21 protein-coding genes are annotated in these 24,553 nt (G+C 59.9%); 9 read left to right on the top strand and 12 right to left on the bottom strand.

What is annotated here, in order from left to right; all coding sequences use genetic code 11:
* Window positions 1–32: 32 nt before the first annotated feature.
* The 3 genes from TSACC_RS15935 to rfbB are packed head-to-tail and all read right to left on the bottom strand — an operon-like array spanning window position 33 to window position 2,607.
* Window positions 33–761 carry a 16S rRNA (uracil(1498)-N(3))-methyltransferase gene (locus tag TSACC_RS15935; protein ID WP_075080214.1) on the bottom strand — a complete coding sequence of 243 codons (729 nt, stop codon included), beginning with the start codon at window positions 759–761 and terminating at the stop codon, window positions 33–35.
* Entirely contained in the window at window positions 761–1,630 is an 870-nt protein-coding gene (gene rfbD / locus TSACC_RS15930; RefSeq protein WP_075080213.1) for a dTDP-4-dehydrorhamnose reductase, read from the bottom strand. Before rfbD ends, TSACC_RS15935 begins: the two co-directional genes overlap by 1 nt.
* On the bottom strand, window positions 1,627–2,607 hold the full coding sequence (gene rfbB, locus TSACC_RS15925; RefSeq protein ID WP_075080212.1) for a dTDP-glucose 4,6-dehydratase: 981 nt from the start codon (window positions 2,605–2,607) through the stop codon (window positions 1,627–1,629). The genes rfbD and rfbB overlap by 4 nt, the downstream gene beginning before the upstream one ends.
* 208 nt (window positions 2,608–2,815) lie before the next feature.
* Here rfbB and TSACC_RS15920 point away from each other — a divergent pair, with 208 nt between their 5' ends.
* The 3 genes from TSACC_RS15920 to TSACC_RS15910 all read left to right on the top strand — a co-directional run bounded on the left by TSACC_RS15920 (window position 2,816) and on the right by TSACC_RS15910 (window position 6,093).
* On the top strand, window positions 2,816–3,298 hold the full coding sequence (locus tag TSACC_RS15920) for a DUF6530 family protein (RefSeq protein ID WP_075080211.1): 483 nt from the start codon (window positions 2,816–2,818) through the stop codon (window positions 3,296–3,298).
* Window positions 3,299–3,625: 327 nt separating this feature from the next.
* Window positions 3,626–4,360: an SRPBCC family protein gene (locus tag TSACC_RS15915; protein ID WP_075080210.1), complete on the top strand. Its 735-nt coding sequence runs from the start codon at window positions 3,626–3,628 to the stop codon at window positions 4,358–4,360.
* Between the two features lie 125 nt (window positions 4,361–4,485).
* Window positions 4,486–6,093, top strand: coding sequence for a hybrid sensor histidine kinase/response regulator (locus TSACC_RS15910; RefSeq protein ID WP_075080209.1), 1,608 nt, complete (start codon window positions 4,486–4,488; stop codon window positions 6,091–6,093).
* A gap of 11 nt (window positions 6,094–6,104) precedes the next feature.
* Here the strand turns inward: TSACC_RS15910 and TSACC_RS15905 are convergent, their stop codons facing one another.
* Complete coding sequence (locus TSACC_RS15905; protein ID WP_075080208.1) at window positions 6,105–6,413, bottom strand: hypothetical protein; 309 nt, start codon at window positions 6,411–6,413, stop codon at window positions 6,105–6,107.
* A gap of 384 nt (window positions 6,414–6,797) precedes the next feature.
* Between TSACC_RS15905 and TSACC_RS15895 the strand changes: the two genes are divergently transcribed.
* Together TSACC_RS15895 and TSACC_RS15890 are read left to right on the top strand one after the other, a co-directional pair.
* Window positions 6,798–7,658: a polysaccharide deacetylase family protein gene (locus tag TSACC_RS15895; protein ID WP_075080206.1), complete on the top strand. Its 861-nt coding sequence runs from the start codon at window positions 6,798–6,800 to the stop codon at window positions 7,656–7,658.
* Between the two features lie 134 nt (window positions 7,659–7,792).
* Complete coding sequence (locus tag TSACC_RS15890; RefSeq protein WP_075080205.1) at window positions 7,793–8,452, top strand: hypothetical protein; 660 nt, start codon at window positions 7,793–7,795, stop codon at window positions 8,450–8,452.
* A 112-nt stretch (window positions 8,453–8,564) separates the two neighbouring features.
* Here TSACC_RS15890 and TSACC_RS15885 read toward each other — a convergent pair whose 3' ends face one another.
* The 6 genes from TSACC_RS15885 to TSACC_RS15860 all read right to left on the bottom strand — a co-directional run bounded on the left by TSACC_RS15885 (window position 8,565) and on the right by TSACC_RS15860 (window position 18,199).
* Window positions 8,565–10,439, bottom strand: coding sequence for a glycoside hydrolase family 97 protein (locus tag TSACC_RS15885; protein WP_084400534.1), 1,875 nt, complete (start codon window positions 10,437–10,439; stop codon window positions 8,565–8,567).
* A gap of 4 nt (window positions 10,440–10,443) precedes the next feature.
* Window positions 10,444–11,697 (bottom strand): MFS transporter, encoded by a 1,254-nt coding sequence (locus TSACC_RS15880; protein WP_075080204.1) that lies wholly within the window; start codon window positions 11,695–11,697, stop codon window positions 10,444–10,446.
* A gap of 13 nt (window positions 11,698–11,710) precedes the next feature.
* Window positions 11,711–13,684 (bottom strand): glycoside hydrolase family 2 protein, encoded by a 1,974-nt coding sequence (locus TSACC_RS15875; RefSeq protein ID WP_075080203.1) that lies wholly within the window; start codon window positions 13,682–13,684, stop codon window positions 11,711–11,713.
* A 15-nt stretch (window positions 13,685–13,699) separates the two neighbouring features.
* Window positions 13,700–15,670 carry a glycoside hydrolase family 2 protein gene (locus tag TSACC_RS15870; protein WP_075080202.1) on the bottom strand — a complete coding sequence of 657 codons (1,971 nt, stop codon included), beginning with the start codon at window positions 15,668–15,670 and terminating at the stop codon, window positions 13,700–13,702.
* Between the two features lie 167 nt (window positions 15,671–15,837).
* Window positions 15,838–17,493, bottom strand: a complete 1,656-nt coding sequence (locus TSACC_RS15865; protein WP_084400532.1) for an alpha-L-fucosidase — start codon at window positions 17,491–17,493, stop codon at window positions 15,838–15,840.
* A 22-nt stretch (window positions 17,494–17,515) separates the two neighbouring features.
* Window positions 17,516–18,199: a choice-of-anchor R domain-containing protein gene (locus TSACC_RS15860; RefSeq protein ID WP_075080201.1), complete on the bottom strand. Its 684-nt coding sequence runs from the start codon at window positions 18,197–18,199 to the stop codon at window positions 17,516–17,518.
* Between the two features lie 134 nt (window positions 18,200–18,333).
* Between TSACC_RS15860 and TSACC_RS15855 the strand changes: the two genes are divergently transcribed.
* Window positions 18,334–20,733 carry an alpha-L-rhamnosidase-related protein gene (locus TSACC_RS15855; RefSeq protein ID WP_084400531.1) on the top strand — a complete coding sequence of 800 codons (2,400 nt, stop codon included), beginning with the start codon at window positions 18,334–18,336 and terminating at the stop codon, window positions 20,731–20,733.
* 74 nt (window positions 20,734–20,807) lie between these two features.
* Here the strand turns inward: TSACC_RS15855 and TSACC_RS15850 are convergent, their stop codons facing one another.
* A complete protein-coding gene (locus TSACC_RS15850; RefSeq protein WP_075080199.1) occupies window positions 20,808–21,416 on the bottom strand; it encodes a carbohydrate binding domain-containing protein in 609 nt (202 codons plus the stop codon).
* A gap of 96 nt (window positions 21,417–21,512) precedes the next feature.
* Entirely contained in the window at window positions 21,513–22,073 is a 561-nt protein-coding gene (locus TSACC_RS15845; protein ID WP_169809672.1) for a DUF4405 domain-containing protein, read from the bottom strand.
* Window positions 22,074–22,188: 115 nt separating this feature from the next.
* Between TSACC_RS15845 and TSACC_RS15840 the strand changes: the two genes are divergently transcribed.
* The 3 genes from TSACC_RS15840 to TSACC_RS15830 all read left to right on the top strand — a co-directional run bounded on the left by TSACC_RS15840 (window position 22,189) and on the right by TSACC_RS15830 (window position 24,544).
* Window positions 22,189–22,686 (top strand): RNA polymerase sigma factor, encoded by a 498-nt coding sequence (locus TSACC_RS15840; RefSeq protein ID WP_075080197.1) that lies wholly within the window; start codon window positions 22,189–22,191, stop codon window positions 22,684–22,686.
* Window positions 22,683–23,036: a hypothetical protein gene (locus tag TSACC_RS15835; RefSeq protein WP_153811475.1), complete on the top strand. Its 354-nt coding sequence runs from the start codon at window positions 22,683–22,685 to the stop codon at window positions 23,034–23,036. Before TSACC_RS15840 ends, TSACC_RS15835 begins: the two co-directional genes overlap by 4 nt.
* Window positions 23,037–23,185: 149 nt before the next feature.
* Complete coding sequence (locus TSACC_RS15830) at window positions 23,186–24,544, top strand: hypothetical protein (RefSeq protein WP_153811474.1); 1,359 nt, start codon at window positions 23,186–23,188, stop codon at window positions 24,542–24,544.
* The last annotated feature ends 9 nt before the right edge of the window (window positions 24,545–24,553 follow it).

Here is a 24,553-nt window from a genome sequence, read left to right as displayed (position 1 = left end):
CGGAGCACTCCCCCCCTTTGGTTCTGAGAACCTTAGAACAACTCGTGCGCGAGGACGCTCAGGCAGTAGAGCGCGGCGGTCTCGGTGCGGAGGATGATGGGGCCGAGGGTGATAGGCTGGCAGCCGAAGCTCTTGGCCAGGGAAATCTCCGCCGGGGTGAAGTCTCCCTCCGGGCCGACGAGCACGAGCACGTTGGCGGGCTTGTTGACCTCGGCGAGCACTTCCTTGATTCGCCGCGCGTCCGGCTGGAGCGAGGCGATGAGCATGAGGTCGTACTTGTCGCCGGATTCGAAGAAGGCCTTGGGCGTGCGCGGGGTGAGCACCTCGGGGATGCGGTTCTGGCCGCACTGCTTGCAGGCCTCGATGGCGGTCTCGTGCCACTTGGTGCGCTTCTTTTCCGCGTCGGCGGCGTCGAGCTGCACGACCGTGCGATCGGAGAAGAGCGGGGCGATGCGGGCGGCGCCGAGCTCCACGGCCTTCTGGATGATGAAGTCCATGTTTTTGCCCTTGGGCACGGCCTGGCCGAGCGTGATGGCGCAGGGCAGCGGCTGGGTCTTGGCCTTGGCCAGGAGGCGCAGCTTGATGGTCTTGCCCTCGGGGGCGACGATCTGCGCGGTGGCTTCGGAGCCGAGGCCGTCAAATACGACGACGCGATCTCCCGCACCGAGGCGCAGCACGTCGACGGCGTGGTGAGATTCGCCCTGGTCGAGCTGCGGCGCAGGGGCGTTCCATTGATCCGGTGTAAGGTAAAATCGGTGCATTAGCGGAATTTTCGTTGAATGAAATCGGCAACCGCATCCTGCCACGAACGAGGCGGGCGACCCAATACCGACGTGAGTTTGCCGGTATGCAGGGCCGTCTGCCGCGGCCGCGGAGCCACGAATGCCGACATGGAGGCTAGGGGAATGGGTTCCACGGTGCGAGCCTGAATCGGCGCACCGGTCTGGAGGGCGCAATCAAGGGCATGCTGGCCGTACTCCTGCCAGGTGCAGGGGCCGGAGTTGCAGGCGTGGTACAGCCCGCCGGGGGTGGCGGGGTCAAAGAAGGCTGCGAGCCACTCCGCGCTGTCCTCGGCGGAGGTGGGGCTGGAAATCTTGTCGGCGATGGCCTCGACGCGGGGATTTTTCAGCGCCCGGTCGACGATCATGTCGACGAAACTGGGCTTATCCGGCCCGAAGACCCAGGAAACGCGGGCGACGACATGGCGGGGCGAGGCGGCGAGGGCGAGGCGCTCGCCATCGAGCTTCGTCTGGCCGTAGTGGCCGAGGGGCCGCGCCTCGTCGCTCTCGACGTAGGGCGTGTCCTTTTCCCCGTCAAAAACGTAATCGGTGCTGATGTGGATAAGGCGGGCGTCCCGCTCGGCGGCGAGGCGGGCGAGGAGGCCGACGGCGGTGGCGTTCACCGTGGTCGCTTCGTCGCGCTCGGTCTCGCAGCGGTCGACATTGGTCGAGGCGGCGGCGTTGACGAGGATGTCGTAGTCCAGCGATTTCACCAGCCGCTCCAGCGCGGCCAGATCGCTCAGGTCGAGCTCGGGCCGGGCGAGGGCGGTGACGTCATGCTGCTGCGCCCACTGGCGGGCGAAGGCTGCGCCCATGCGACCCCGGGCGCCGAGGATCGCGATGCGGCTCATGCGTGGCCGAGGAGCTTTTCCCACCACGGGCGGTTGTCGAGGTACCACTGGATGGTCTCGCGCAGGCCGGCCTCGGGGGCGTGAATGGGCTTCCACCCGAGCTGGGTCTGGATTTTCGACGAGTCGATGGCGTAGCGGCGATCGTGGCCGAGACGGTCGGCGACGTAAGTGATGAGCTCGTGGGGCTTGCCGAGGGCCTCGAGGATGAGCTCGACGACCTGAATGTTCTGCATCTCGGCGCTGGCTCCGACGTTGTAAACCTCGCCCGGCGTGCCATCGAGCAGCACGGCCATGACGGCGCGGCAATGGTCCTCGACGTGGATCCAGTCCCGTACGTTCAGGCCATCGCCGTAGACGGGCAACTTCTTGTCCGCGAGGGCGTTGGTGATCATCAGCGGGATGAGTTTCTCCGGGAACTGGTAGGGGCCGTAGTTATTCGAGCAGCGGGTGACGACCACCTCCTGGCCAAAGGTCTTGTAGGCTGCGAGGGCGAGCAGGTCGGCCCCGGCCTTGCTGGCGGAGTAGGGCGAGCTTGGGTCGATGGGCGACTGTTCCGTGAAGGCTCCCTCGGGGCCGAGCGAACCGTAGACCTCGTCGGTCGAGATCTGGACGAAGCGCTTCACCCCATTGCGACGGGCGCTTTCGAGGAGCACCTCGGTGCCGACGACGTTGGTGTGAATGAAATTGCCGGGCGACGAGATGCTGCGGTCGACGTGCGTCTCGGCAGCGAAGTTGATGACGGCGAAGTACTTGTGCCGGGCCATGATCTCCTCCACGGCCTCGCGGTCGGCGATGTCGGCGCGGTGAAACTCGTAGCGGTCGCTATACTGCTCGGCGACCCCGGCGAGATTGTCCGGGTTACCCGCGTAGGTGAGTGCGTCCACATTGGTGACAAACTCGGGCTGGTAATGATCCAGCACGAAGCGAACGAAGTTGCTGCCGATAAAGCCGCAGCCGCCGGTAATCAGGAGACGCATCCGCAGGGTGTAGCAAACGGGGGAGGACCGCCGCAATGCGGAAACGTCTGGCTGGGCCTTCTCTCATCCTGAGAGCAGAGTCAGGCGACTCGAAGCGGCCAAGGGTCGCCTCTGGACCTGGTGCTGGACCAGCTCAGAAAAAGGAACCTTGGGGCTGAGATAATAATTAGTAGTTTACTAAATTAGTAAATTACTGAATACTGAAGGCATGAAAATTCCGACGCACCTGAAGCACAAAGCCGTATTCGTAGCGGAGGATTATGATCGCCTGGACGGACAGTACGCAAAAGACACTGATGCTCAGGGTCTTTCGCTTGGTCTCGCGCAGTGGAATGAAAAGGGGAAAGTCGACATTTCCGCCAAGGTCTGGAGGCACACAGGTGAGAAATGGTCCCGTCAATCCGAGGAGCTGCCCCTCCATCGGGTGCTCGATCTGACCCTGCTCATCTGCAAAACGCAGAAATACATGAACGAGGCCTACCGGTTTGAAAAACTCTACGATCCCGCAGCGCCCGCTGTGGGAAGCATCGACCTCCAGGGCGAAAAAATGGAGATCGCCGTCGATACCGAGAATCCAGAACTTGATGAAGACATAGCCCTCTTCCGCGACTGTCTCGCCAGGGAAGGCGAGCGGATCGGTGAGCGGCTGACGCGACTGGCCGCCGCCCTGAAAGAGCTTGGCTATCTCTAGATATTTCGAAGCGGGAGAGTCCATCGAGCGGAGCGCAGGGCAGTGGGAAATTCACAAGCCGCTTGCCATGGGCGGGGCCATGTGATAGGTTGCCAGCCTTCCCGGGTCGAGCGGCCCGCCTGCCTTGCTGCAAGGCACTCCTTTTTGTACGAGGTGCACCGTCGTTTCCGCTCCGGCACATTAGCCACGGGATGATAGCCCCGCCGGTGAAAGTCCGGGGGGGCGGACACGACGGTGCGCCTCCTTTTTCTCCTCCGCGGGAGATTTCCGTTTTTCTCACACCCGCGCGCCATGCGAGGTGCGATTCCCGTCGGAATACCTGCCGAAATGACTGCGCTCTCCCGTCTCTCCTCGCAACTCACGGAACTTTTTCACAAACCCGAGAGATGCCCGGCCAATGTCGGGAAGCCGGAACGTCTCGCCTCCATCGCAGGCGGAGCGGCGCTGGTCGTGGCCGGTGTCGGGCGACGCTCGCTTCCGGGTGCGCTGCTTGCCCTTGTGGGCGGGTTGCTGATTTACCGCGGTACGTCGGGGCATTGTCACCTTTATGACGCGTTGGGAGTCGATACCCGTTGGATGAATGACTACGGTGTGCCGGGCAACAAGGGGATCAAGGTCACGCGCGAGATCGAGGTGAATCGTCCGCCGGGCGAGCTGTTCTATTTCTGGAAGAAGCTCTCGAATCTCCCGAAGTTCATGCCCCATGTCGTCTCGGTCGAGAAGACGAGCGAGAAAGGCTCGCACTGGGTGGTCGAGGGACCGGGCGGCACGAAGGTCGAGTGGGATGCCGAGATCATCAATGAACATCCCGGCGAAATGATCGCATGGCGTTCGCTGCCGGGGGCGGAGGTGGAGAGCGCAGGGACCGTGCGTTTTGAATCCCGCAACGGTGGTGCATCCACGCACTTGCGTGTCACGCTCCAGTATCACCCGCCCGCGGGGCGAGCAGGTGCGACGGTCGCAGGTATCCTCGGAGAGTCGCCGGAAAGCCAGCTATCCCGCGATCTGGCGGTGTTCAAGGACATGATGGAAAGCGACGGTGACGGAGAGCGCTCCGCTTGAGGGAGAGGGAATTCATGGCGCACGGCTCCGGTATTGCCGCCGGGAGCTCATGGCTGGAAGGACGCCAGGAGGCTGCCGCAGGCTTGTATTCCGCCCGTTAAGCGCCATAGATATCAAGGAGAATAATGATTCCCGACTACGGCGATCAGCAAATTCAGGCGGCTTATCTGGCCGCAATCGTCAATTCCTCTGATGACGCGATCATTGGAAAGAATCTGCAAAGCATCGTGACGAGCTGGAACCCGGCGGCGGAACGCATCCTGGGCTTCACTGCGGGGGAGATGGTGGGAGATACGATCAAGAAGATTATCCCGGAGGATCGCATTGGCGAGGAGGAGGAGATCATAGCAAAGATCTGCCAGGGCGAGCAGGTCAGCCATTTTGAGACGATTCGGAGAACCAAGGAAGGCGAGCTACTTGAAGTCTCGGTGACCATTTCTCCGATTCGCGATGGATCGGGGCGTATCGCGGGAGCCTCGACGATCCTGCGCAATATCTCGGAGCGCAAACAGCACGAGCGCGAGCGCGAGGAGCAGCTCGAGCGGGAGAAGCACCTGCGCTCCGAGGCCGAACGCGCCAACCAGATCAAGAACGACTTCCTCACCACGCTCTCGCATGAACTCCGCACGCCGCTGACCGCCATCCTCGGCTGGTCGCAGATCCTGCGCGGCAGCTTGAACGATGCCCAATCGATCGAGCGCGCCGTGGACGTGATTTATCGCAATTCCCGCACGTTGACCCAACTGGTCGAGGACATGCTCGACATGAACCGCATCCTCATGGGGCGGGTTAAGCTCGATCTGCAAATTCTCGATCTGGCGAAGGTTATTTCAGCAGCGGTCGAGTCCGTGTCGCCTTCCGCCGATCTCAAGCAGATCACCATCACCACGGCCATCGATCCCGACGTGCCGGAAATCCGTGGGGACCCGACGCGGCTCCAGCAGGTGATCTGGAACCTGCTGACGAACGCCATCAAATTCACCCCCAAGGAGGGAAGTGTCGACGTCATGCTCGACTGCCTTCAGGATCATGCGCGGATTTCCGTGCGGGATACCGGCATGGGGATCAAGCCGGAGTTCCTGCCCCGCGTCTTTGAAAGATTCACTCAGGAGGATAGCTCGACCACGCGGCGGTACGGTGGATTGGGACTCGGTCTGGCCATCGTGAAAAACCTCGTCGAGCTGCATGGTGGTTCCGTCGTCGCGGAAAGCGAGGGCGAGGGTCTTGGCGCGACGTTCCGCGTCCTGCTGCCCCTGCCTCCGGTGATGACGAAGCTGCGCTCCGCCCGCAACGAGCGCCATGCTCCTGATTTCTTCCCGGATGGAACGACCTGGGACGGCCCGAGCCTGAAGGGCAAAAACGTGCTGATCGTGGACGACGACCCCGATGCCGCCGAGGTCGTCAGCCGCATCCTCTCGCAGTATGGAGCGGAGGTGACGGCGGTGCATTCGGGGCCGACGGCACTTTCGCTGCTCGGTTCGGCAAAGTATCACGTGCTCATCAGCGATATCGCGATGCCGGAGATGGATGGTTACGAGTTTGTGCGGACCATCCGGGAGTCGGGCAACCGTGTGGCTGAACGCATTCCTGCCATCGCGCTGACTGCTTTCAGCCGGTCCGAGGACCGGCGCAAGGCGATGCTGGCGGGTTTTGACATGTTCCTTTCCAAGCCGGTCGATCCGCCCGAGTTGCTGGCGGTGGTGTCGCGCTACGCCGGACGCGAGCCGGATTGAGGGACTCTCACTCAGGCTGCCTGCGCGGGCAGGTAGTAGCGTGTGAGCGATGTGGCGATGTAGTCGGCCTGCTCGCGGGTTTTCAGTCCGGTGAGAAGACGCCGCTCGCGATTCGTCTGGTCGACATAATAGATGCTGTAGGACACGCGGGTGGAATTCTCCGACTGAGTGAAACGCTCGCGGACGAGGAAGCGGGTCATGGCGGAAGCTGGCAGAGATTTGTTGCCCAGCCACGGGAGCGGGTGGGTTTTCACCGTGAGAGACGAGGACTCGAGGACGATGTCGGTCTTGTTAACGAACGTGCAGATCACGAGGTACATGAGGCCCACTCCTATCGCTACATGAAAGAGCGAAAAAGGAGCATGGGCAGCAGGGACGCGCCGCTCCCATGCTTCAACATGCTCGAGTACATGAAAATCAGAAGGCCGTTCCAGAAGATGCAGAACGGGATGAGAATTCACACTACGTGGGAGAACCAGGGGCGGCGAATGATGGCGGACTGGGGAGTCTGGATGATGTCGAGACCCTCCGGAATCGGCAAGGTGCTGGGCTGCATGATCGAGCGAACCCTTAGCAGACAAGCGGCAGGATGGACAATGCTTCTCCAGGAAGCCTCAATGCATGAGATGCGAGGATCTTCATTATTGAACGGGTGGTGAATTCCGTTGACCCGAGGGGCGCTTGCTGGAGAATCGCCGCTTACCATGAATCCTCCTGCACGGGTCGAGATAACCAGATTTCCTGAGGGCAAGCGCATTGCCCTCACGACGAGTTTTGATGATGGCCAGACTTTTGATCGCCGGATAGTCGCTGCGTTCAATGAATGGGGGTTGAAGGCGACTTTCAATATCAACTCCGGAAAACTCCAGCGCACGGGGAAGCCCGCGGTGGAGGGGCCACTAGGCCGGGGCGAACGGGTGTATCTCGATGCGTCGGAGATCCGCGAGCTGTTTCAAGGTCACGAGGTGGCGATTCATACGGTGACTCATCCCTGGCTCGAGCGCCTCGAGGCTTCACAAATCGCACGGGAGGTGCTGGATGACCGGATCGCTCTGGAGGACCTGGTCGGCTATCCGGTGCGCGGCATGGCTTATCCCTTTGGCACCTATGATGATCGGGTTATCGCGGTGCTGCGCGGGCTGGGTATTGTTTACTCGCGCACCTGTCGCAACGATGCCAACTGCTTCCCTCCCGCCGATCCTCTCGATTGGGCGACCACGGCGCACCAGTACGCCGAGAATCCCTCGGTGCCGGACCGCTTCGCCGCCGTGCTGGGCAACCCTTGGTGGTCGGGTGTGTTTTACATCTGGGGGCACGGCTTTGAGTTTCATGACCGGGACGACTGGGCGGGGCTGGAGCGAATCTTCAAGCCGCTCTCCGGTCACGCCGACGTGTGGTACTGCACGAATATCGAGTTGTTCGATTATGAGGAGGCTCGTCGCCGCATCATCATCTCGGCAAATCGCAAGGTCGCCAGCAACCCGAGCGCCCTTACAGTCTGGCTGAAGGTCGATGGCCAGCTCGTCGCGATCCGAGGCGGCGAGTCGATCGCCTTGTGCGAGTGAGCATATGGCTCGCAAGTGACGCGAGCCGGTGGTCGCAAGGTTGCCCGGGATTACCACTGTCATATCTGGCTTGGGAAATTTTCGGATGATCTTAAAATACTTGAATTATATATCGATGTGTATAGGGGTAGTTTATGCGCATCCGGCATGTTCTTCCCCTGGCCGCCATCGTGGCATTTTCCGGAATTCTGCAGGCTGGCGACTCAGTCGGTCTGAAGTTTGGCTCGGAACGCGGCGAACTTTATCCCGAGGAGACGGCGGGTGCGGTGCCGCAGATTCGCTGGAACTCGCTCTCCAATCCTACCGGCAGCGTGACTGAGCTGACTGACTCGGCGGGAAAGAAAATCCCGGTGACGCTGGAATGGTCGTCGGGCAATACCTGGGGCAAGTTCATCGGTGATGAATCTGTCGACGAGCGCCTGCTCAAAACCTATCTGGATGGCGGTTCCGGAGGCAAACCTGCCACGGTGAAGCTCAAGGGGATCCCGTACAAATCCTTCGATCTATATATTTACTTTTCCGGAAAGCCGAAGGTTCCCTCGCGCTCTACCTACAAGGTGAATGACATCAATCACACGATCTGCGTGGCTCCGTCAGAAACCGGGCTGAAGCAGGCTACGGAACTGGATGGCGAGAAGCCTTCGGAAGAAGCCAGCGGCACCTATCTCATCATCAATGGTCTCGCGGGGGACATTGATCTGACGACTGTGAATCATGGCTGGAATGGCGACAAAAGTGGGGATTTTCGTTCGCCGCTTGCAGCGATCCAGATCGTGGACACGTCGGATAAATAGGAACTGGTAAATGCACGGTCCGGTTGGGTCGCGATGGTGGCACCCTGGGCGTGCCTGTTCGCTGGCACCCAAGGTGAGGAGCTTTCCGGTGCCGAGTATCAGATCAATTGCTTCAGAGTTTCCGAAACCAGATTACCAGTCCGTCATTGGAGGCGAGTTGTGCGGGCAGGGGAGAAGTGTCCGCGCCGGTCTGCCACTCCTTGCGCTCCAGAGCCTTTTGTGAAGGGCTGGTGATCATCACCGCCTGATAGGAGGAATGGCCGAGGAACGAAAGATCGAGGTTGGCGAGAGAGGCGGGTCTGTCTCCGGCCAGGATGGCGAGGAACCAGTCGCTGCCCTTGCGTCGGGCGAGGATGGCGAGTTCGCCGATGCGGCTCTGTGGCAGGACTCGCGTCTCATCCCAGGTGGTGGGAATGGCCTTGAGCACATCGAGGGCTGGTCTCACCGCGGGATCGCGCAAAAGCATGGCGGGATTTTCCGCGATGACCATGAGCGGCGAGCCGGTGGTGATGACGGTGGTCAACTGATGCGCCCACGTGGTGTCGCCAGGCGTGCTGTAGCCGAGCGGCGTGTAGTCGCCGGGACCGACGACATAACGGATGAAAGGCAGCGCCGCATTGTGGCTCGCCGGGATCATTCCTTCCGTCATGTGATTCAACTCGAGGCCACGCACGCCTTCCCGTGTGATTTCATTGGGGAAAGTGCGGGACTCGCCCGTGGGTTTCTGGATGCCATGAAGGATCACAAGCAGTTTGCGCTCTGCAGCTAGAACCAGGAGGCGGCGCTGGAAGGCGATGCTCGCCTGGGATTCGGAGTTGAAGAAATCGACCTTCACTCCCGCCACCCCGGCGGATTTAGCGGAATCGAGAAATGACCTCATGGCCGCATAATCACCGGCGGGATTGCTGATCTCGTTGCTGTCCTTCCAGATCAACAGGCCGACCTTGCGGCTGCTCCCATGGGTGGCAAGCTCGCGGATCCTTTTCCAGGCATCCGGCCATTTGGCCCAGCCATCATCGACGAGGGAATACTCAAAGCCCAAGGCGGCGGCATCATCGATCATGGCACGTTCCTCATCGGGCGAGCCGGTTCCCTTGCTCCACCATCGCCAGACGCTCCGGCCCGGTTTGATGTAGCTGAGGTCGCGGAAGAGCCTGGCATCCGGCGGGGGATTCAGGGCGGAAATGATGTCCGTATTGACAAGGCCATCGAGATCCCGGGCGAGAATCGTCACCCGCCATGGGGTGACGAGATCTCCCGTGATCGGGAAGCCCTTGAGGCCATCGGCCAGGTCCGCCTGCAAGGTGGATTCACCGATGGCTCGCAGCCGCAGGCCGCTGTAGTTCTCAAGGGCAGCCTCGGTGACCAGGATATAGCCGAGACCGTCTGGAAGCTCTGCCAGGAGGGGAGGGCATTGCACCGGACCCTGTGAAGAGACTGTTGGGAGCTTCGAGAGGGGCGCAGAAACAAACTCACCTGCGTAGGTGCGCAGCTTCCATGGGGAGTTGCGTTCTCCGAACCAGATGATGCTCTTTTCCGGCAGCACCCAGGAGGAAGCCTCACCCAGGACCGTGCGGCTGCCCGAGCCTGGGGAGATAATCCTCCACGCAAAACCATCATCAAAAGCCCGGGCCTCCAGCGTGCAACTCTGGCCGCTGGCGTCGTGACGGATGCTGAGAGCGAGAGTATTCGCCCGATTGCGAGCTATGCTCTTGGGGCCAAATACTGGGTATTGATCGTCAATGCTGGCGCGTTTTTCCTGGCCGAGGGTGGCGTCCTTTCCCAAGTCGACGCCTTCTATAGTGACGCCGATGCGAGACGGCGCGAGCAGGACTTTGCCGTCCCGGCTGATTGTGTAGACGAGGTCTTGGGCGGAGTCGGTCTCGATGGTCGCCACGAGATGCCCGTCCGGACTCTTGAGTTCCACGGCGGGTGCCAGGGAAAGCAGGCCGGGGACCAGGAGTATCGGGAGGAAGAGGCGATTCACAAAATCAGGCCGGGAGACGCTTGCGTAGTTGGAAGACGAGGAGGAAGGCCAGCGGATGTAGGAAAGCCATGATGTAAAAGCAGTCGTTGTAGGAACGATGCCCGACCAGCCATGCGACGACCTGGTTCATCATGATACCGCCCAGCGTGCTGCCGCAGGCGATGACGCCAAAGGCCGTGGCGAGGAAGCGCTTGGACGAAATGTCGACCGCCAGGGAGGTGAGATTGCTCAGCCAGGAGGTGTGAGCATAGGCCGCGACCGCGGCGATGGTCAGCACCAGGCCGAGCGAGGATACCTGCGGGATCAGAAAAATCAGCGGCATCAGACAGGCGCTCACCAGCATGAGCCACACTCGGGAGGCGGGAGCTGCGACATTGCGGCGAATGAGCCGGCCGGAGAAAAAACCGCCCAGGAGGAACCCGGCGTCGGCCGCAAGGAAGACCACCCAGAGAATGGCGACGCCTTTCTGGTCAAGGCCGCGCACGTCATGGAGATACTTGGCAAACCAGAACTGGATGAAGTACCAGACCGGGTCTGTAAGCATGCGGGCAAGCATGAGGCGCCAGACGAAAGGCTCGCGCAGGACCTCGCCCCAGATGGAGGACTTGGGCGCATTCGCCGCTGGCTTGGGATCGGGAGATATCGTCGAGGTAATGAGCGCCTTCTCCTCCTCCGTGATGCGGGGGTGTTCCGCTGGGCGCCGGTAGAGCCACAGCCAGAGCACGATCCAGGGCAAAGCCAGGAGAGGTGTGACGGCAAACACCCAGCGCCACCCGAAGTGTGTGGCCACGACGGCCACGAGGATTGGCGCGATGGTCGCGCCCGCCGCGCCACCCAGGCTGTAAAGTCCGATGGCCATGCCGCGTTCTGCAGGAGGGAACCACTCCGAGACAGCCTTGGGTGAGGCGGTGAAGCCGCCGGCTTCACCAAGCCCGAGCATGCAGCGAAAGATGGATAGCGAGGTGACGGATTGGGCGAAACCGGTGAGGGCATTGGAGATCGACCACCAGCCGACGAAGAGTGCGAGGCTGACCCGCTCACCAAGTTTGTCGACCAGCCGCCCCGAGAAAAGGTAGGCAAAGGTGTACGCGACGAGAAACCAGTTCACCACCGTGGCATAGCCCTGGTCCGAGATATCGAGATCTTTCTGAATCGTCGGCGCGAGCATCCCGAGCACGCTGCGGTCGATGTAATTCAACACCGCGGCCAGGAACAGCGCCACGGCGATCCACCATCTCAGGTATGGGATTTTTTTCACGGTACGATGGGAGTTAGTTCTGGGCGGGAGGGACGGGCGATGTCCAGTCATCGACATCGTAGCCGGTCGGGCTGATCAAGGTGATGGTGACCTTTGCAGCCGCCCCCGCGCCGGGGAGAGGAGCAGTCCATGCCGCGGAGTCGGGAGCGAGGTCGGGCAGGTCCAGTGTGCCTTCCGCGGTGACCTTTCCGGCGTGATCCGAGAGTGACCACTTGATGGTGTAACCTCGCAGAGTGTAGCTGGGGATATCGGCGCTGGAGCGCGGGGTGACGGTAAGGGTGTTGCCGGTGACCTCGAGGGAGCGGACGGGGCTGTAGGTCTTGCGGATCTGCCAGTAGGCATCCTTGATCTCCCGGTCGACTGTGACGACGCCCCATTCGCGGTTTCCGGAAGCCGGGGTGCCTTTGTACCCGCTGCGATAGTCGTTGAACGTCCAGAGCGAGGCGCCAATGACGTAGGGATTTTTTTCGATGCCTTTCCAGATATCGGCGAGGTTGGGAATCTTTGAACTCAGCTTGCCTCCGATCTGGTCCGCGCCGTACTCCGTGAAAAAGACCGGTTTATCCGGCCATTTGCCGCGAACGGATTCCGCTGCCGCTGCAAAATCCTTCCCGGCGCGGCTGTAAATATTGATGCAGGCGATGTCGCTGACTGTCACCGGGTCATTTTGCGGGGTATATCCCGAGCGGTTTGCCGTGTTGCTGACGTAGCCAAAGAGCCGATGAGGGTCGAGGTTTTGGCGGGTATAGTCGCTCATGGAGGCCACGTAGTTGAAGTGATTGTTGATTTCGTTGCCGGGACTCCAGCCGATGATGCAAGGGTGGTTGTAGTCCCTCTCGATCATTTCCTTGAGCCATTGACGGGTGAGCGGGTTGTCTTTGACGACCTGGGGATCATCCCACCCCCACACCGGGATCTCGGCGATGATCAGCATGCCTTTCTCATCCAGGTAATCGAGGAGGTTGGGAGCCTGCGGAGAGTGCATGATGCGAGTCATCGTCGCGCCCGCGCGCTTCATCAGGTCGACATCCTTTTTCACGAGGGCATCCGGCTCGGTGTTGCCGGTCGTGTTGCTGTCGCTGACGCGGTTAAATCCTGTGAGCCGGACTTTTTCCCCATTCAGAAGGAGACTATCGCTGGTGACTTCGACTTTGCGGATGCCAAAACGGGCGCGGAGAGAGTGGAGGATGCGGTCGTCGACCTGCAGCGTGGATCCCAAGGTGTAGAGGTTGGGATGATCGAAGTGCCAGAGCCGCACGTCCGCCCTGGGCAGGGTTGTGCTTGCCTCGACGATGGTTTCACTCTTGGGCGGGATGGTCGCTGAAGCTGTCAGCGGCGGGATCGAGGTCCCGGCGACGGTCGAGGAGAGGCTTACGGAGAGCGGACTATCGCTGGTATTGGCAAGCTTGTACCGGATGGAAAGCAAAGCTGATCCCGTGACCAGATCCGGCACCGCGTCGATATGCTGCCAGACGATGCGGGCATCGGAGTCTGCCACCAGATGAACGCTCCGGCTGATGCCGCCCCACGGCCACCAGGCTCCGCGGGCGTAGGTGTTGTCGGCACAAACCTGGAGTGTATTGGCGGCTCCGTAGTGGAGTGTGTCAGAGACATCGAATTCAAAGGGAGTATACCCGCCTGTGTGGCTGCCCAGGGATTGTCCGTTCAGGGTGACCGTGGCCTTATGATAGACCGCGTCGAAGACAAGGCGCACCGGACGGCCTTTCCAATCGGCCGGTACGGTGAATTCGCGCTGATACCAGCCTTTCCCCTTGTGAGTGGCATAGGCGGGCTGTGTATCCCAGTTCCCTGGTACCTCGAGAGTATCCCATGAGCCGGTGTTCTTTTCCGCGACGGCCGGATCAGTGGTGAAGTCCCATTTTCCATCGAGGGACTGGGTGTTTTCTCCCGCGCTGTCTGTGGCAAATACGGTGCCCGCCAGGAGGAGCGACGAAAGAAGGAGACTTGGCAGGAGGGATGACTTCATTCCGTTTTTTGGAATCTAGGGTTGTTTGGTTTCGGCGCTGTTCCAGTCTGCGACGTCGTATCCGGTCGGCGTGACCAGGGTGACTGAGAGGGATGCAGCGTTTTTTGCGCCGGGGATCGGAGTGGTCCAGGCTGGGGTGTCGGGAGCGAGATCGGGCACGGGGAGGGAACCCTGTGAGGCCGTCTGTCCTGCCGCATCCAACAGTTTCCATTGCACCGTATAGCCGCGCAGAGTGTAGCTGGGTATTTCGGAGCGTTTCCGGGGAACGATGGTGAGGACTCCATTGTCTGCGCGGATGGAATGAACCGGGCTGTAGAGCCTGCGCATCTGCCAGTAGGCGGCCTTGAGTTCGCGGTCCACAGTCACGACGCCCCACTCCCGGTTGCCTGAGGCGGGCGTGCCTTTATAGTCACTGCGGTAGTCGTTGAAGGTCCAGAGAGCGCCCCCGATGACCCACGGGTTTTTGGCGATGGCCGCCCAGATGCCATCGATGTTCTTGATCCGGGCATCCAAGCCTCCTCCGATCTGGCCGTCGCCGTACTCGGAGAAAAAAAGCGCTTTGTCGGGCCATTTCGAGCGCAGTGCCGCGGCGGCGCCGGCGAAGCTTGCCGGGTTGCCGCTATAGGTATTCAGCATGGCCAGGTCCACCACGGAGACGGGATCATTCGTGGGATTGTACTCCTTGCGAGAAGCAGTGAAGCTGGCATAGGAGACGAGACGGTGGGGATCGAGTTCCTTAAGGATGTAGTCCTTCATCGAGGCGATGTAGTCCATATGCCAGGTGAGCTCGTTGCCGGGACTCCATCCGATGATACATGGGTGATTGTAATCGCGCTCGATCATTTCCTTCAGCCACTGCCTGGTGCGAGGGTTGTCTTTGACCTTTTGGGGATCGTTGTCTCCCCACACCGGGATCTCGCCAAAGATCAACATGCCCTTTTCATCCAGGTAATCGAGCAGGTTGGGCGCGAGGGGTACGTGCATCAGTCGGGCTATCACGGCTCCTGATTTTTTCATCAAATCGACGTCGCCCTTGACCAGGGAATCCGGCTCCGTGCTTCCGGTCTTGTTGCTGTCGCTGACGCGATTGTAGCCGCCGGCGCGGATCTGCTCGCCGTTCAGAAAGAGTCCGTCCTTGGTCACCTCGACCTTGCGAATGCCGAAGCGATCCGAGGCGGAATTCAACACGGTCGTCCCGGTGCTCAATGTCGTCTCGCAGGCGTAGAGGTTGGGATGGTCAAAGTGCCAGAGCCGCACGTCCTTCTTTGGCAATACGGCGCGTGCTTCGAGGATGGTCTCGCCCTTGGCCGGGACGATGCCTTTGACGGAGAGTGGAGCGATGGATACGCCGGTGATCTGGGAGACCAACTCGACGGCGAGTGGTTTGTCGCTCGAGTTTGCGACCTTGTACTGGATTACGATCGGGGCTGCGCCCGTGGCGAGATTGGGATCGGCTGTGATATGTTGCCAGACGATACGGGCATCGTTGTTGGCGATGAGCGACACAGCACGGCTGATGCCGCCCCAGGCCCACCAGGCTCCGCGTTTGTAGGAGTTGTCGGCGCTGACGAGCAGGGTATTTGACCCGCCGTAGCGGACCGTGTCGGTCACGTCAAAGGCGAACGGCGTATACCCGCCGACGTGCTTGCCCAGCACCTGGCCGTTCAGGGTGACCTCGGCGATGTGGTAGACGGAGTCAAATTTCAGTCGCACGCGTTTGCCCTTCCATTCGGCTGGGACGGTGAACTCCCGCCGGTACCAGGCGGTGCCGCGATAGGTGGAGTACTGCGGGGTGGTATCCCAGTTCCCTGGCACCTCCATTTTGTCCCACGTGCCAGAGGCGCTCGTGGCTACCTGGCTGTCCGTGGTGAAATCCCATTTTCCGTTCAGAGACTCGACTTGTTCTCCCTTCCGCTCCTTCGCGGGAAGGGGGGTGCAGAAGAGGAGTGAGGAAAGCAGGAGGGAGGCGAATCGTACGGGTGTCATGATCGTATCGGAACAAATGGGTTGTCTGGGGAGTCGGGCATTTTCACGTCCGGCAAAGCAGAGCGGCCCTTTCGGTAGCCCCGGCATGTCGTGGTGGCAGGATGACACCTGTGATCATGCGGGTATCAGTTCGACGGGGTGCTCTCAATAGAGATAAATTGTAACAGTTACAATGAAACGGCGGACCTAAGCGTCACTTTAAAAACGGTGGCAGCATCGCTTGCGACCGGCAGCGAAGGGGTGATCTCGAGGTGAGCGGAGGTCTGTTGCCAGCGTACCGGACCGTGGCCCAGTTGCTCCACTGCTGTGATCGCCTGATCGAGATGGGAAGACTGTGAACCGAGGGCGCTGATCTTCATGATGGATTCAGTCGCGCCGAATACGGTGACATAAAGAGTGTTTCCCTTGGTGGCGAATCGATAGCCGGTGAGATTGCCATCCGATTTTGCCTTTTCATCCGGAGAGTCTGACACGATTTCCTCTGCAAAGACTGACCAGGGGCGAGTCCCGATGATGCTTTCCTTGTTCACATCCATCCACTGGCCGACTTTGTCCAGGATCGCCTGTTCCTTTTCGTCGATGGTGCCATCACCCCGTACGGGCACGCTGAGGAGGAGGTTGCCGTTTTTGCTGACGATGTCGACGAGCATCCGGATGACGTTCGTGGCAGAGCGATACATGCCGCCGTTGAAGTAGCTGCGGTTGTAGTGCCAGTCACCCAGGCAGGTATCCGACTGCCAGGCGAGTGGCTGGATGTCCCTTGCCGCGCCGCGCTCGATGTCCAGGACCATGGCGCCCTTTTGGTCTTCAGTAAGTACTTTCCCAAACATGACCGCCGTCAGTCGCCCATTGTGGGCCTTCATGTTCTGGTTGTAATAATGTGCGGCGATCTTGAGTCCGGCGTCGCTTACGGGCCAGAGCGGCAGTGCGGTGTCATCAAAGTAGATCAGGTCAGGCTGGACCCGGTTGATGAGGTCCATGGTGCGGTTGTAGAACTTATCACAATATGCCTGGTCGGGCGGCGTGACCCCTCCGCCCCAGTCCCACTGCCCCTCTTTGTAGCCGGAGGAGGTGCTGGGGGGATGATTTTGTGCGTACAGATCCTGCGGGTCGAGGCCGTCCCACCAAAGGCCCTTTCCATCGTCCTTGGTGAGGTTGCCATCGTAGGGGATGCCTGCCAGAGGTCCCTTCGTATCAGCTCCTTGGGCGGATTCGTACCAGGTCCAGGCATGGGCGGCATGCACGCTCACTCCGAAGGGGATCCCGGCTTTGCGCGCTGCGGCGGCCCAGCCGGCAATGATGTCCTGGCGCGGCCCGACTTTCACCGAGTTCCATGGCTGGTATTGGCTATCCCAAAGGTCGAGGTTGTCATGATGATTGGCCATGGTCATGACGTACTGAGCTCCGGCGCGCTGAAACCGGGCTACCAGGTCGGAGGGATTCCAATGCTCGGCCTTCCATTCGTGGATGACATCCTTGAAGCCGGACTTTGACGGATGTCCGTAGAGATTGAGATGCGAGGAGTACTGGCCATTTCCCTCCATGTACATGTTGCGACCGTACCAGTCTCCTGCCTCGGGCTGACATTGCGGTCCCCAGTGTGCCCAGATCCCAAACTTCGCATCGCGAAACCATCCGGGTATCTCGTACTGGTGCAGGGACTCCCAGGAGGGCTGGAATTTTCCCTCGGCCACGCGTTCCTTGCTCGTGTCCACAATGATGGCGGGAGTGAGGTCCGAAGGAATGGGGGAAGTGGCTCCTCCTCGGGATGCCACGCCGAGGAGGCAGGCCAGGATGAGGCCGTGGGTGGGCTGGAAAGTCATGGGGGGCAACGCTGCGGGCGTCCTAGGCTCGTGAACGGAGGCGCCGCAGGCCGACGAGACCAAGTATTCCGAGCATCGACAGGGCTGCGATGCCGGGTTCCGGGACGGCCGTGGCATTGACGGTGAGACTGTTGTAAACAGTGCTGCTGGTATTCGTCCAATTTGCCGGGTTCGTGGTGGTTCCGAAGATTGTGCCGAAGAGCGAAACCCCCACGGTGCTATACAGAGACGGCTGAGGGCTGGAGGTCTTCCATGAGAGTCCGGAGGTATTGCTGCTTGTTGAGTACATGGTCACCCAGTAGGTCGTGCCCGCTGTGAGCGTCACGGCGCTGGAGGTGGTAAAGGTATAGCTCGCCGCCGTGCTGGTGAGAGTGAACGCGGAAGTGGGAGTGAACGAGGAGATTAACGTTCCGGGAGTGTTGGATCCGTCGTTTGTGTAAAGCGACAGGACAATCTGCGAACTCAGAATCGAACCCGAGAGACGCAGGCTTATGCTATCGAGGGTGTAGGAAGTCGTGTCGCCGGGCTGGAGGGGCGATGGCATGTTGAAGGCCAGACCCTTACCCGAGGTGTTGTGGATGGGCGAGGCAGTGCCGGAGTCGTTGTTGTTGTAAGTGCTAAATATTACAGCAGCTTTTGCTGTTGAATGTATCGATATAAAAGCAAGGCCGACCAAGGCGAGACAGGTGAGGGAGCGCTTGTGCATATTCGCGATTAGCTTTTCTTACGCGGAGTTCTCAAGGGTTTTTAAATGTAACAGTTGCATTGAAAATAAATTCAATGCAACTGCGTTTTGTATCGGTATAAATAATTGCCTTCGTGTCGGAATATCTGATCGCAATGTCCATAACCCGCTCCGTGTCTTTTTCCCTGAGTGTCAGCCGCTTTGACTGGAGTCCATGCAGACAACCGTTGCTGCTTCTTCTGGTTCTCTTGTTTGCGTCCGGAGGTGGTGCGATCGGAGTGAAGGCAGAGGACAGCATCTTTGGCGCAGCCAGATGGATCACGATCCAGGGCGCGGAGGAACCCGAGAGAAAGGTTTCGAGATGGGATGCCTATCGGACGGAGTTTGACCTTCCGGCCCAGCCCTCCCATGCGCTGGCCCGTATAGCGGTGGATTCCAAATACTGGCTTTGGGTGAATGGTGAGCTTGTCGTGTTCGAGGGAGGACTCAAGCGGGGACCGACTCCCACGGGTGGTTACTATGACGAGATCGATCTTGCTCCCTGGTTGCGGCAGGGAGAAAACACGATTGCCGTGCTGACGTGGTACTGGACCAGAAATGGCTTCAGCCACAAGGTGAGCGGTCAGCCCGGGCTGCTTTTTTCCATGAAGGCAGATGGCATGGATGTGGTCTCGGGAGGGGGATGGAAGGGGGTACTGCATCCGGGGTATTGCGAGGTGGGGGGTGATAAGCCAAATTACCGCCTTTCGGAAAGTAATGTCGGCTTTGATCGGCGGAACGATATGCCGGGCTGGACGGCTCCGGGCTATGACGATGCGGGATGGCCGTTTGTGACCGTGATGGGTGCTCCTGGCAGCGCACCGTGGAATGATCTGCATCCCCGCCCGATCCCGTTTTGGAAGGATTCCGGCTTGAAGGATTACGTCAATGCCTCCGACCTGCCAAAGGTATCTGAAGGCAAACCAATCGTCGCGAAGCTTCCCTATAACGCCCAGGTTACCCCGTATCTTGAGATTGTCGCTCCCCAAGGCAATCGCATCTCGATGCGTACGGATAACGTACGGGTCGGTGGAGAACCTTGCGTGCGCGCGGAGTACGTAACCGGTGAAGGAAAGCAGAGTTACGAATCCCTTGGCTGGATGAATGGGCATGAGGTGATCTACGACATCCCGGCAGGCGTCGAGATCGTCGGGCTCAAGTATCGGGAGACCGGGTATGACACGGAGTTCACCGGAGCCTTTCGCTCGGACGATGCTTTTGCCAACACGCTTTGGGAAAAGGCGCGGCGTACATTGTATGTCAATATGCGGGATACCTACATGGATTGCCCTGATCGCGAGCGGGCACAATGGTGGGGAGACGTCGTAATCGACATCGGGGAGACCTTTTATGCCCTGTCACCCACAGCGGATCGCCTTACGCGCAAAGCGATCCTCCAGCTTATGGCCTGGCAGCGGCCTGACAAGGTGCTGTACTCGCCCATCCCAGGGACCTGGACCAGGGAACTGCCGCAGCAGGGACTCGCCAGCGTCGGGCACTATGGGCTGTGGACCTACTATCTTTACACCGGTGACCGGGAGACCGTCGTGGGAGCCTACCCCAGGGTGAAAGACTACCTTGCTCTATGGAAGCTCGATCAGGATGGGCTGGTGGTTCATCGCGGGGGCGACTGGGACTGGGGTGACTGGGGAGATAACGTCGACATGAGAGTGCTGGACCAGGCGTGGTATTGCCTTGCTCTCCAGGCGGCGGCGAGCCTTGCCCGGCTTGCGGGACAGGATGATGAAGCCGAGGACTTTGAGAAGCGCCGGGCGGCCCTGGTCGATGCCACGAATCGCATTTGCTGGACGGGAGACGCCTACCGCGGTCCCGGCTACGGGTACGATACGGATGACCGGGCCAATGCCTTGTGCGTTGTGGCGGGCATTGCCGGGCCGGAAAGGTTTCCCGCAATAAAGAAGGTGCTGGCAGAGAAATTCCACGCGAGCCCGTACATGGAGAAGTATGTGCTCGAGTCGCTCCTGCTGATGGATGATCCCGATGCAGCGATGGCGCGCATGAAGAAGCGGTATGCTCCCCTGGTAGAGAATCATCTGACGACCCTGCCCGAGCTGTGGGCCTTCGATTCCGGGCTGAAGAGCACGGTCAACCATGCGTGGTCTGGCGGTCCGCTGACGCTTTTATCGCAGTATTACGCCGGTCTGGCTCCGACCTCGGCTGCATGGAAAAGCTTTCGCGTGCAGCCGCAGATGGGGCCTCTGAGCGAGATCGAGGCTGCGGTGGATACCGTGTCGGGTAAAATCATCGCCTCCATGCGGCGCGACGCCAGGACCTTCTCGCTCAATCTCGTGGTGCCAGCGGCCACCCGGGCGTCGGTCGGCCTGCCCGGTGATCCAGGCAAGACCCGCAAGGTGGAGATCAATGGGCGTGTGGCCTGGGATGGCAAAGCTTCAGTGGCTGGCGAAAAGGGTGTAACATGCGACGGGGTGGTCGACGGTCGCCTGCGCTTTCAGGTCCCGGAGGGAACCTGGGATTTCCACGCCACCTTGGAGTGAGGTATGCTTCCAAACAAAGAGGCTCACCTCCGGTGGAAGGTGAGCGCCGCCTTTGACTTATGAAATGACGGATGTTACGGCGTCGATTTGCCTGCCGTGAGAGACACGTTATCCACGGCAGCGGAGCCATGGTCCCGCATGTGATCCGAGATGATGCTGATGAAGAGGATCTTACCCACGGCCTCCTCGGGCACGGGCGAGTTCATTTTAAAGGAATTGAGCTCGTAGGCATCAGTCAACGGAGTCGAATCGCCAGAGGCAATGAGCGTTGGCTTTCCATTCAATTTGTCGTCTTCTGTGTAGAAGATATTCCAGGAGACCTTGTCATTATTGGAGTTGTCGCGAAGGGCCTTGGCGTAAAAGCTGATCTCGTAAATGTCGTTGGCTTGAATGACATGCTCCGTCGGTTGGGCGACATTCGTCCAGTAGGGAGGGACAAACAGTTTTTGAACCTTCGCGTACTTTTCGCCCTGATAGGCATTCTCCTTATCGGCGGTAATGGCCAGATTGGTGTTTTTGCCCACGCTTTTCCAGGGGGTAGACGACTCGTCTTCAAAGCCACCATTATTCATTACTCCGGAACCTTCGGCATCTCCGGGGCTGATGATGACGATGCCGCCGGAATCGCTCCAAGCGGAGCTGAGGCAGGCGAGAGCCACGAGAAGGGTGGGGAAAACTTTCATAAGAGATGGGTGATTCCCGTCTAGGGAATTAAAGAAGGAGATATTGTCAATAATATATCGCTATAAATGATGGGGAGTGTTCTCCGGCGTCGCAGGCTATTGAACGAAATACGCGAGAATTTCCTCCGGGGATTTGTGGTTCTGCCTGGCAATCTCTGAGATGGTCTCCTGATCGCTGCCGATCCGGAGGCCTGCGCTCTTCATGGTGGCGGTGATGGTCGAGAAGTCTTTCTCGAATGCGCTTGCCAGAGGGGCGGCATGGGCGTCCGCGAGCTTGGTCAAAATCCCCTGGCTGCCTCTGCGGAACTCCATCGACGCATTTCTCCTGTCGCCCTCGGTCCTTTCCTCGCTCCGAGGACCGCGTCCGGTGGATTCCCGATGGCGCTCCCGGTGAGAGTGCTGGCTGACATACCAGATGGCCAGCCCGGCGGGGATGAGGAGCGAGTAGACGCGCCAGTCGCGGAGATGGCTGAGCATGGAACGCCAGTTTTGCAGGATATGGATCAGCGCGACGGCCACCATCGCCACGCCCAGCCATGCATGGATTTGCACGAGGGGGCGAGTCTTGAAGAAAAACTGGAATAACACGCCGGTCGCACCCACCACGAGAAAGGTGAGGCCGACGCCCGATGTCACGAACCTGCGAAATTTGCTCATCTCTTCAGAGCGGTTGAACCCACTAGGCCCGCGGAAGGTGCGGTTTTTGTGGAGGAGGTAGCATTTTCTGCAACCGGGATAGACAAAAAGGGCCTGTTCCGGCGTCATTACCGTGATGTCCGACGATTGGCTGGCCGCGCTGTATGACGAGCATGCCCGCGCGCTGTATGCGTTCCTGCTTCATCTCGCGCAGAGTGAACATGACGCGCAGGATGTGCTGCAGGGCGTCTTTTGTGCGCTGGCGTCGAAGCCGAAGACTCTGGCTGGGGTGAAAAACGTCCGGTCGTTTTTGCTACGCATGGCCCATCGGCGGCTGATCGACCTGTGGCGGCGCAATCGCCGACTGGAGCCGCTCGAGGCCGAGCCGCCGGAAATCTTTGCCCCGGCGGAGGACCCGGATGCGGTCGCCTTTCGCGAGGCGGCTTCACACGCCCTGGCCGCCCTGCCGACGGAGCAGCGTAGCGTGGTGCACCTGAAACTCTGGGAAAACCTCACCTTCGCCGAATGTGCCGAGGTGCTCGGCATTCCAGCCAACACCGCCGCGAGCCGCTATCGCTACGGAATAGACAAAATCCGCGACCTGCTGCGTCCCACTTTGGAGGAATGGAAATGAGCGACCTGGAAAATCAACTCGCCGCGCTGCCGTTGGCCAAGCCGCCCGAGGCCCTGCGTACCCGCATACTCGCCCACGCTGCGGAGCAGTCGCGCAAGGCCCGGCGTGGTTTCCTCGCGTGGCTCTGGCCTCATCCCGTGGCGTGGGCAGCCGTGGCCGCGCTGTGGATCGTGATCGCCGCGCTGAATTTCTCCGGCCCCCGTGGCGACGCTCTCCTCGCCTCGAACCATCCGGTGAAGCCGCCGACGGCGGAGGAACTGGCTCAATCAGCCAATCGCTTTCGCGAGCGCCGCGTCCTGCTCGCGCGATGGCAGCAGGAATATTTCAACCTCGACCGCTCCCGGCTTTAGCCATGAACCCCCTGCAATTCATCAAGAAGGCTCGGTGGCGAAAAATCGCCATCGGCCTGGTCTTTCTGATCGTGCTTCTCGTTACCCTGCTCGTGTTTGCGGGCACATGGTTCTCCTATCAGGGCCGACGCGAGTGGGCACAAACCAAGGTGGAATTGCTCAAGCGCGGAGAGCTGCTCAGTTTTGAGGGATTGGCTCCTGCACCTGTGCCGCCCGAGAAGAACTTTTTCGCCGACCCAATCTGGGAGCCGAATGCGGAGGGCCAGATAAGTCTCTTTGATCCGCAGATCAGCCCGGGGGAGGCGGCACGCCTGAAAGCGCAGTTCCCAGGCCTCGCCGATCTGGTGAAAGAGGGAAATCGCCGGCAACTCGTGCAAGCTGTAGGCAAGCGGGCAAATGATCGAAGCATGACGCAGGAGGAGGCTGTCTTCGTGCTCGCTCTGCTTGAGCCGGTTCAGTCGACCTTCGACACCATTCGCAGGTTGGGGAGGCGCTCCGAGGCACGGTTTCCTGTTGACTATTCTCGGGGTGTTTTCATGCCGATGCCGCACGACTGGGCATTATTCGAGGCGGGACTGATGCTTTGGCGCAGCGCTCAGGCTCACGATGCCTTAGGCCAGACTGAACAGAGCCTGGATGAGATTCTTCTGATGCTGCGTTTGTCTCGCGCGGTCGATGACGAACCGATCATGATGTCTTTTTTCGTGGCGACGTCCATTGATGTACTGGCCCTCAGTCTCATTGAAAGGCAGCTACCCACCTTCAGTGATCGGCAGACACAAGATATCGAACTGGCTCTTGGGCAGATTAATGTCCTGAAGAAGCTGACTAAAGTGCTCCGAGGTGAGCGAGCGATTGGGAATCAATTCTTCGACCAATCGAGACAGATCTCGGCGGCGGAGATGGCCAAAAATGCGAAAAGCATAACCGCCGATGTCTGGGGAGAGAAGCTGCCCGGAGTTGCATGGGATTTGGTCGGCGTCTATCGGTTTATGTTCCTCGACGAGGATCAGGCATTCTTCAACAAGACATATCAACGCTTGCTGGATCGCCTGGGAGAGAAGCCGGATATGTTGCAGCCGAGTGAGGTCGAGAGGCTGGAAACCGATCTTGAGCAGGAAATCCAAGGAGCAGATCGCTATCGGCATGCCTTGACTTCCTTGATCTCGCCTAAGCTCAAAACTTTCCTCTCCATGGCCGCCGACGAGGAAACAAAGGTGCGACAGGCGCGAATCGCCTGTGCCATCCAACGGTATGCGCTCGCCGAGAAGGCGCTTCCCTCCTCATTGGATCAGCTCGTTCCAAAGTATCTGGAGCATGTACCCGGGGATGTCATCAGCGGCGGACCAATGCACTATCGTAGCGACGGAAAGGAATACGTCCTTTGGTCAGTCGGCTGGAACGACCAGGATGATGGCGGCGAAGCCTCACCCCAGGAGAAAATTCGCTGGAAGAAACTCGACTGGGTTTGGAAGGGACGCCTGCCGGCGGTTTGGAAAGAGCTCTAGATTTCTTGT

This window comes from Terrimicrobium sacchariphilum, from assembly GCF_001613545.1.
Lineage (GTDB): Bacteria > Verrucomicrobiota > Verrucomicrobiia > Chthoniobacterales > Terrimicrobiaceae > Terrimicrobium > Terrimicrobium sacchariphilum.
The sequence above is the reverse complement of the archived record's forward strand: the minus strand, read 5'-3'. Positions and strand labels throughout refer to the sequence as shown.

Coding starts and splice junctions, on each gene's coding strand:
- TSACC_RS15835 (WP_153811475.1), top strand. CDS start 22,683: ATGAGCGACCTGGAAAATCAACTCGCCGCGCTGCCGTTGGCCAAGCCG.
- TSACC_RS15860 (WP_075080201.1), bottom strand. CDS start 18,199: ATGCACAAGCGCTCCCTCACCTGTCTCGCCTTGGTCGGCCTTGCTTTT.
- TSACC_RS15845 (WP_169809672.1), bottom strand. CDS start 22,073: ATGAGCAAATTTCGCAGGTTCGTGACATCGGGCGTCGGCCTCACCTTT.
- TSACC_RS15935 (WP_075080214.1), bottom strand. CDS start 761: ATGCACCGATTTTACCTTACACCGGATCAATGGAACGCCCCTGCGCCG.
- TSACC_RS15915 (WP_075080210.1), top strand. CDS start 3,626: ATGACTGCGCTCTCCCGTCTCTCCTCGCAACTCACGGAACTTTTTCAC.
- rfbB (WP_075080212.1), bottom strand. CDS start 2,607: ATGCGTCTCCTGATTACCGGCGGCTGCGGCTTTATCGGCAGCAACTTC.
- TSACC_RS15870 (WP_075080202.1), bottom strand. CDS start 15,670: ATGACACCCGTACGATTCGCCTCCCTCCTGCTTTCCTCACTCCTCTTC.
- rfbD (WP_075080213.1), bottom strand. CDS start 1,630: ATGAGCCGCATCGCGATCCTCGGCGCCCGGGGTCGCATGGGCGCAGCC.
- TSACC_RS15855 (WP_084400531.1), top strand. CDS start 18,334: ATGTCCATAACCCGCTCCGTGTCTTTTTCCCTGAGTGTCAGCCGCTTT.
- TSACC_RS15920 (WP_075080211.1), top strand. CDS start 2,816: ATGAAAATTCCGACGCACCTGAAGCACAAAGCCGTATTCGTAGCGGAG.
- TSACC_RS15865 (WP_084400532.1), bottom strand. CDS start 17,493: ATGACTTTCCAGCCCACCCACGGCCTCATCCTGGCCTGCCTCCTCGGC.
- TSACC_RS15840 (WP_075080197.1), top strand. CDS start 22,189: ATGTCCGACGATTGGCTGGCCGCGCTGTATGACGAGCATGCCCGCGCG.
- TSACC_RS15875 (WP_075080203.1), bottom strand. CDS start 13,684: ATGAAGTCATCCCTCCTGCCAAGTCTCCTTCTTTCGTCGCTCCTCCTG.
- TSACC_RS15895 (WP_075080206.1), top strand. CDS start 6,798: ATGAATCCTCCTGCACGGGTCGAGATAACCAGATTTCCTGAGGGCAAG.
- TSACC_RS15850 (WP_075080199.1), bottom strand. CDS start 21,416: ATGAAAGTTTTCCCCACCCTTCTCGTGGCTCTCGCCTGCCTCAGCTCC.
- TSACC_RS15890 (WP_075080205.1), top strand. CDS start 7,793: ATGCGCATCCGGCATGTTCTTCCCCTGGCCGCCATCGTGGCATTTTCC.
- TSACC_RS15905 (WP_075080208.1), bottom strand. CDS start 6,413: ATGTACCTCGTGATCTGCACGTTCGTTAACAAGACCGACATCGTCCTC.
- TSACC_RS15910 (WP_075080209.1), top strand. CDS start 4,486: ATGATTCCCGACTACGGCGATCAGCAAATTCAGGCGGCTTATCTGGCC.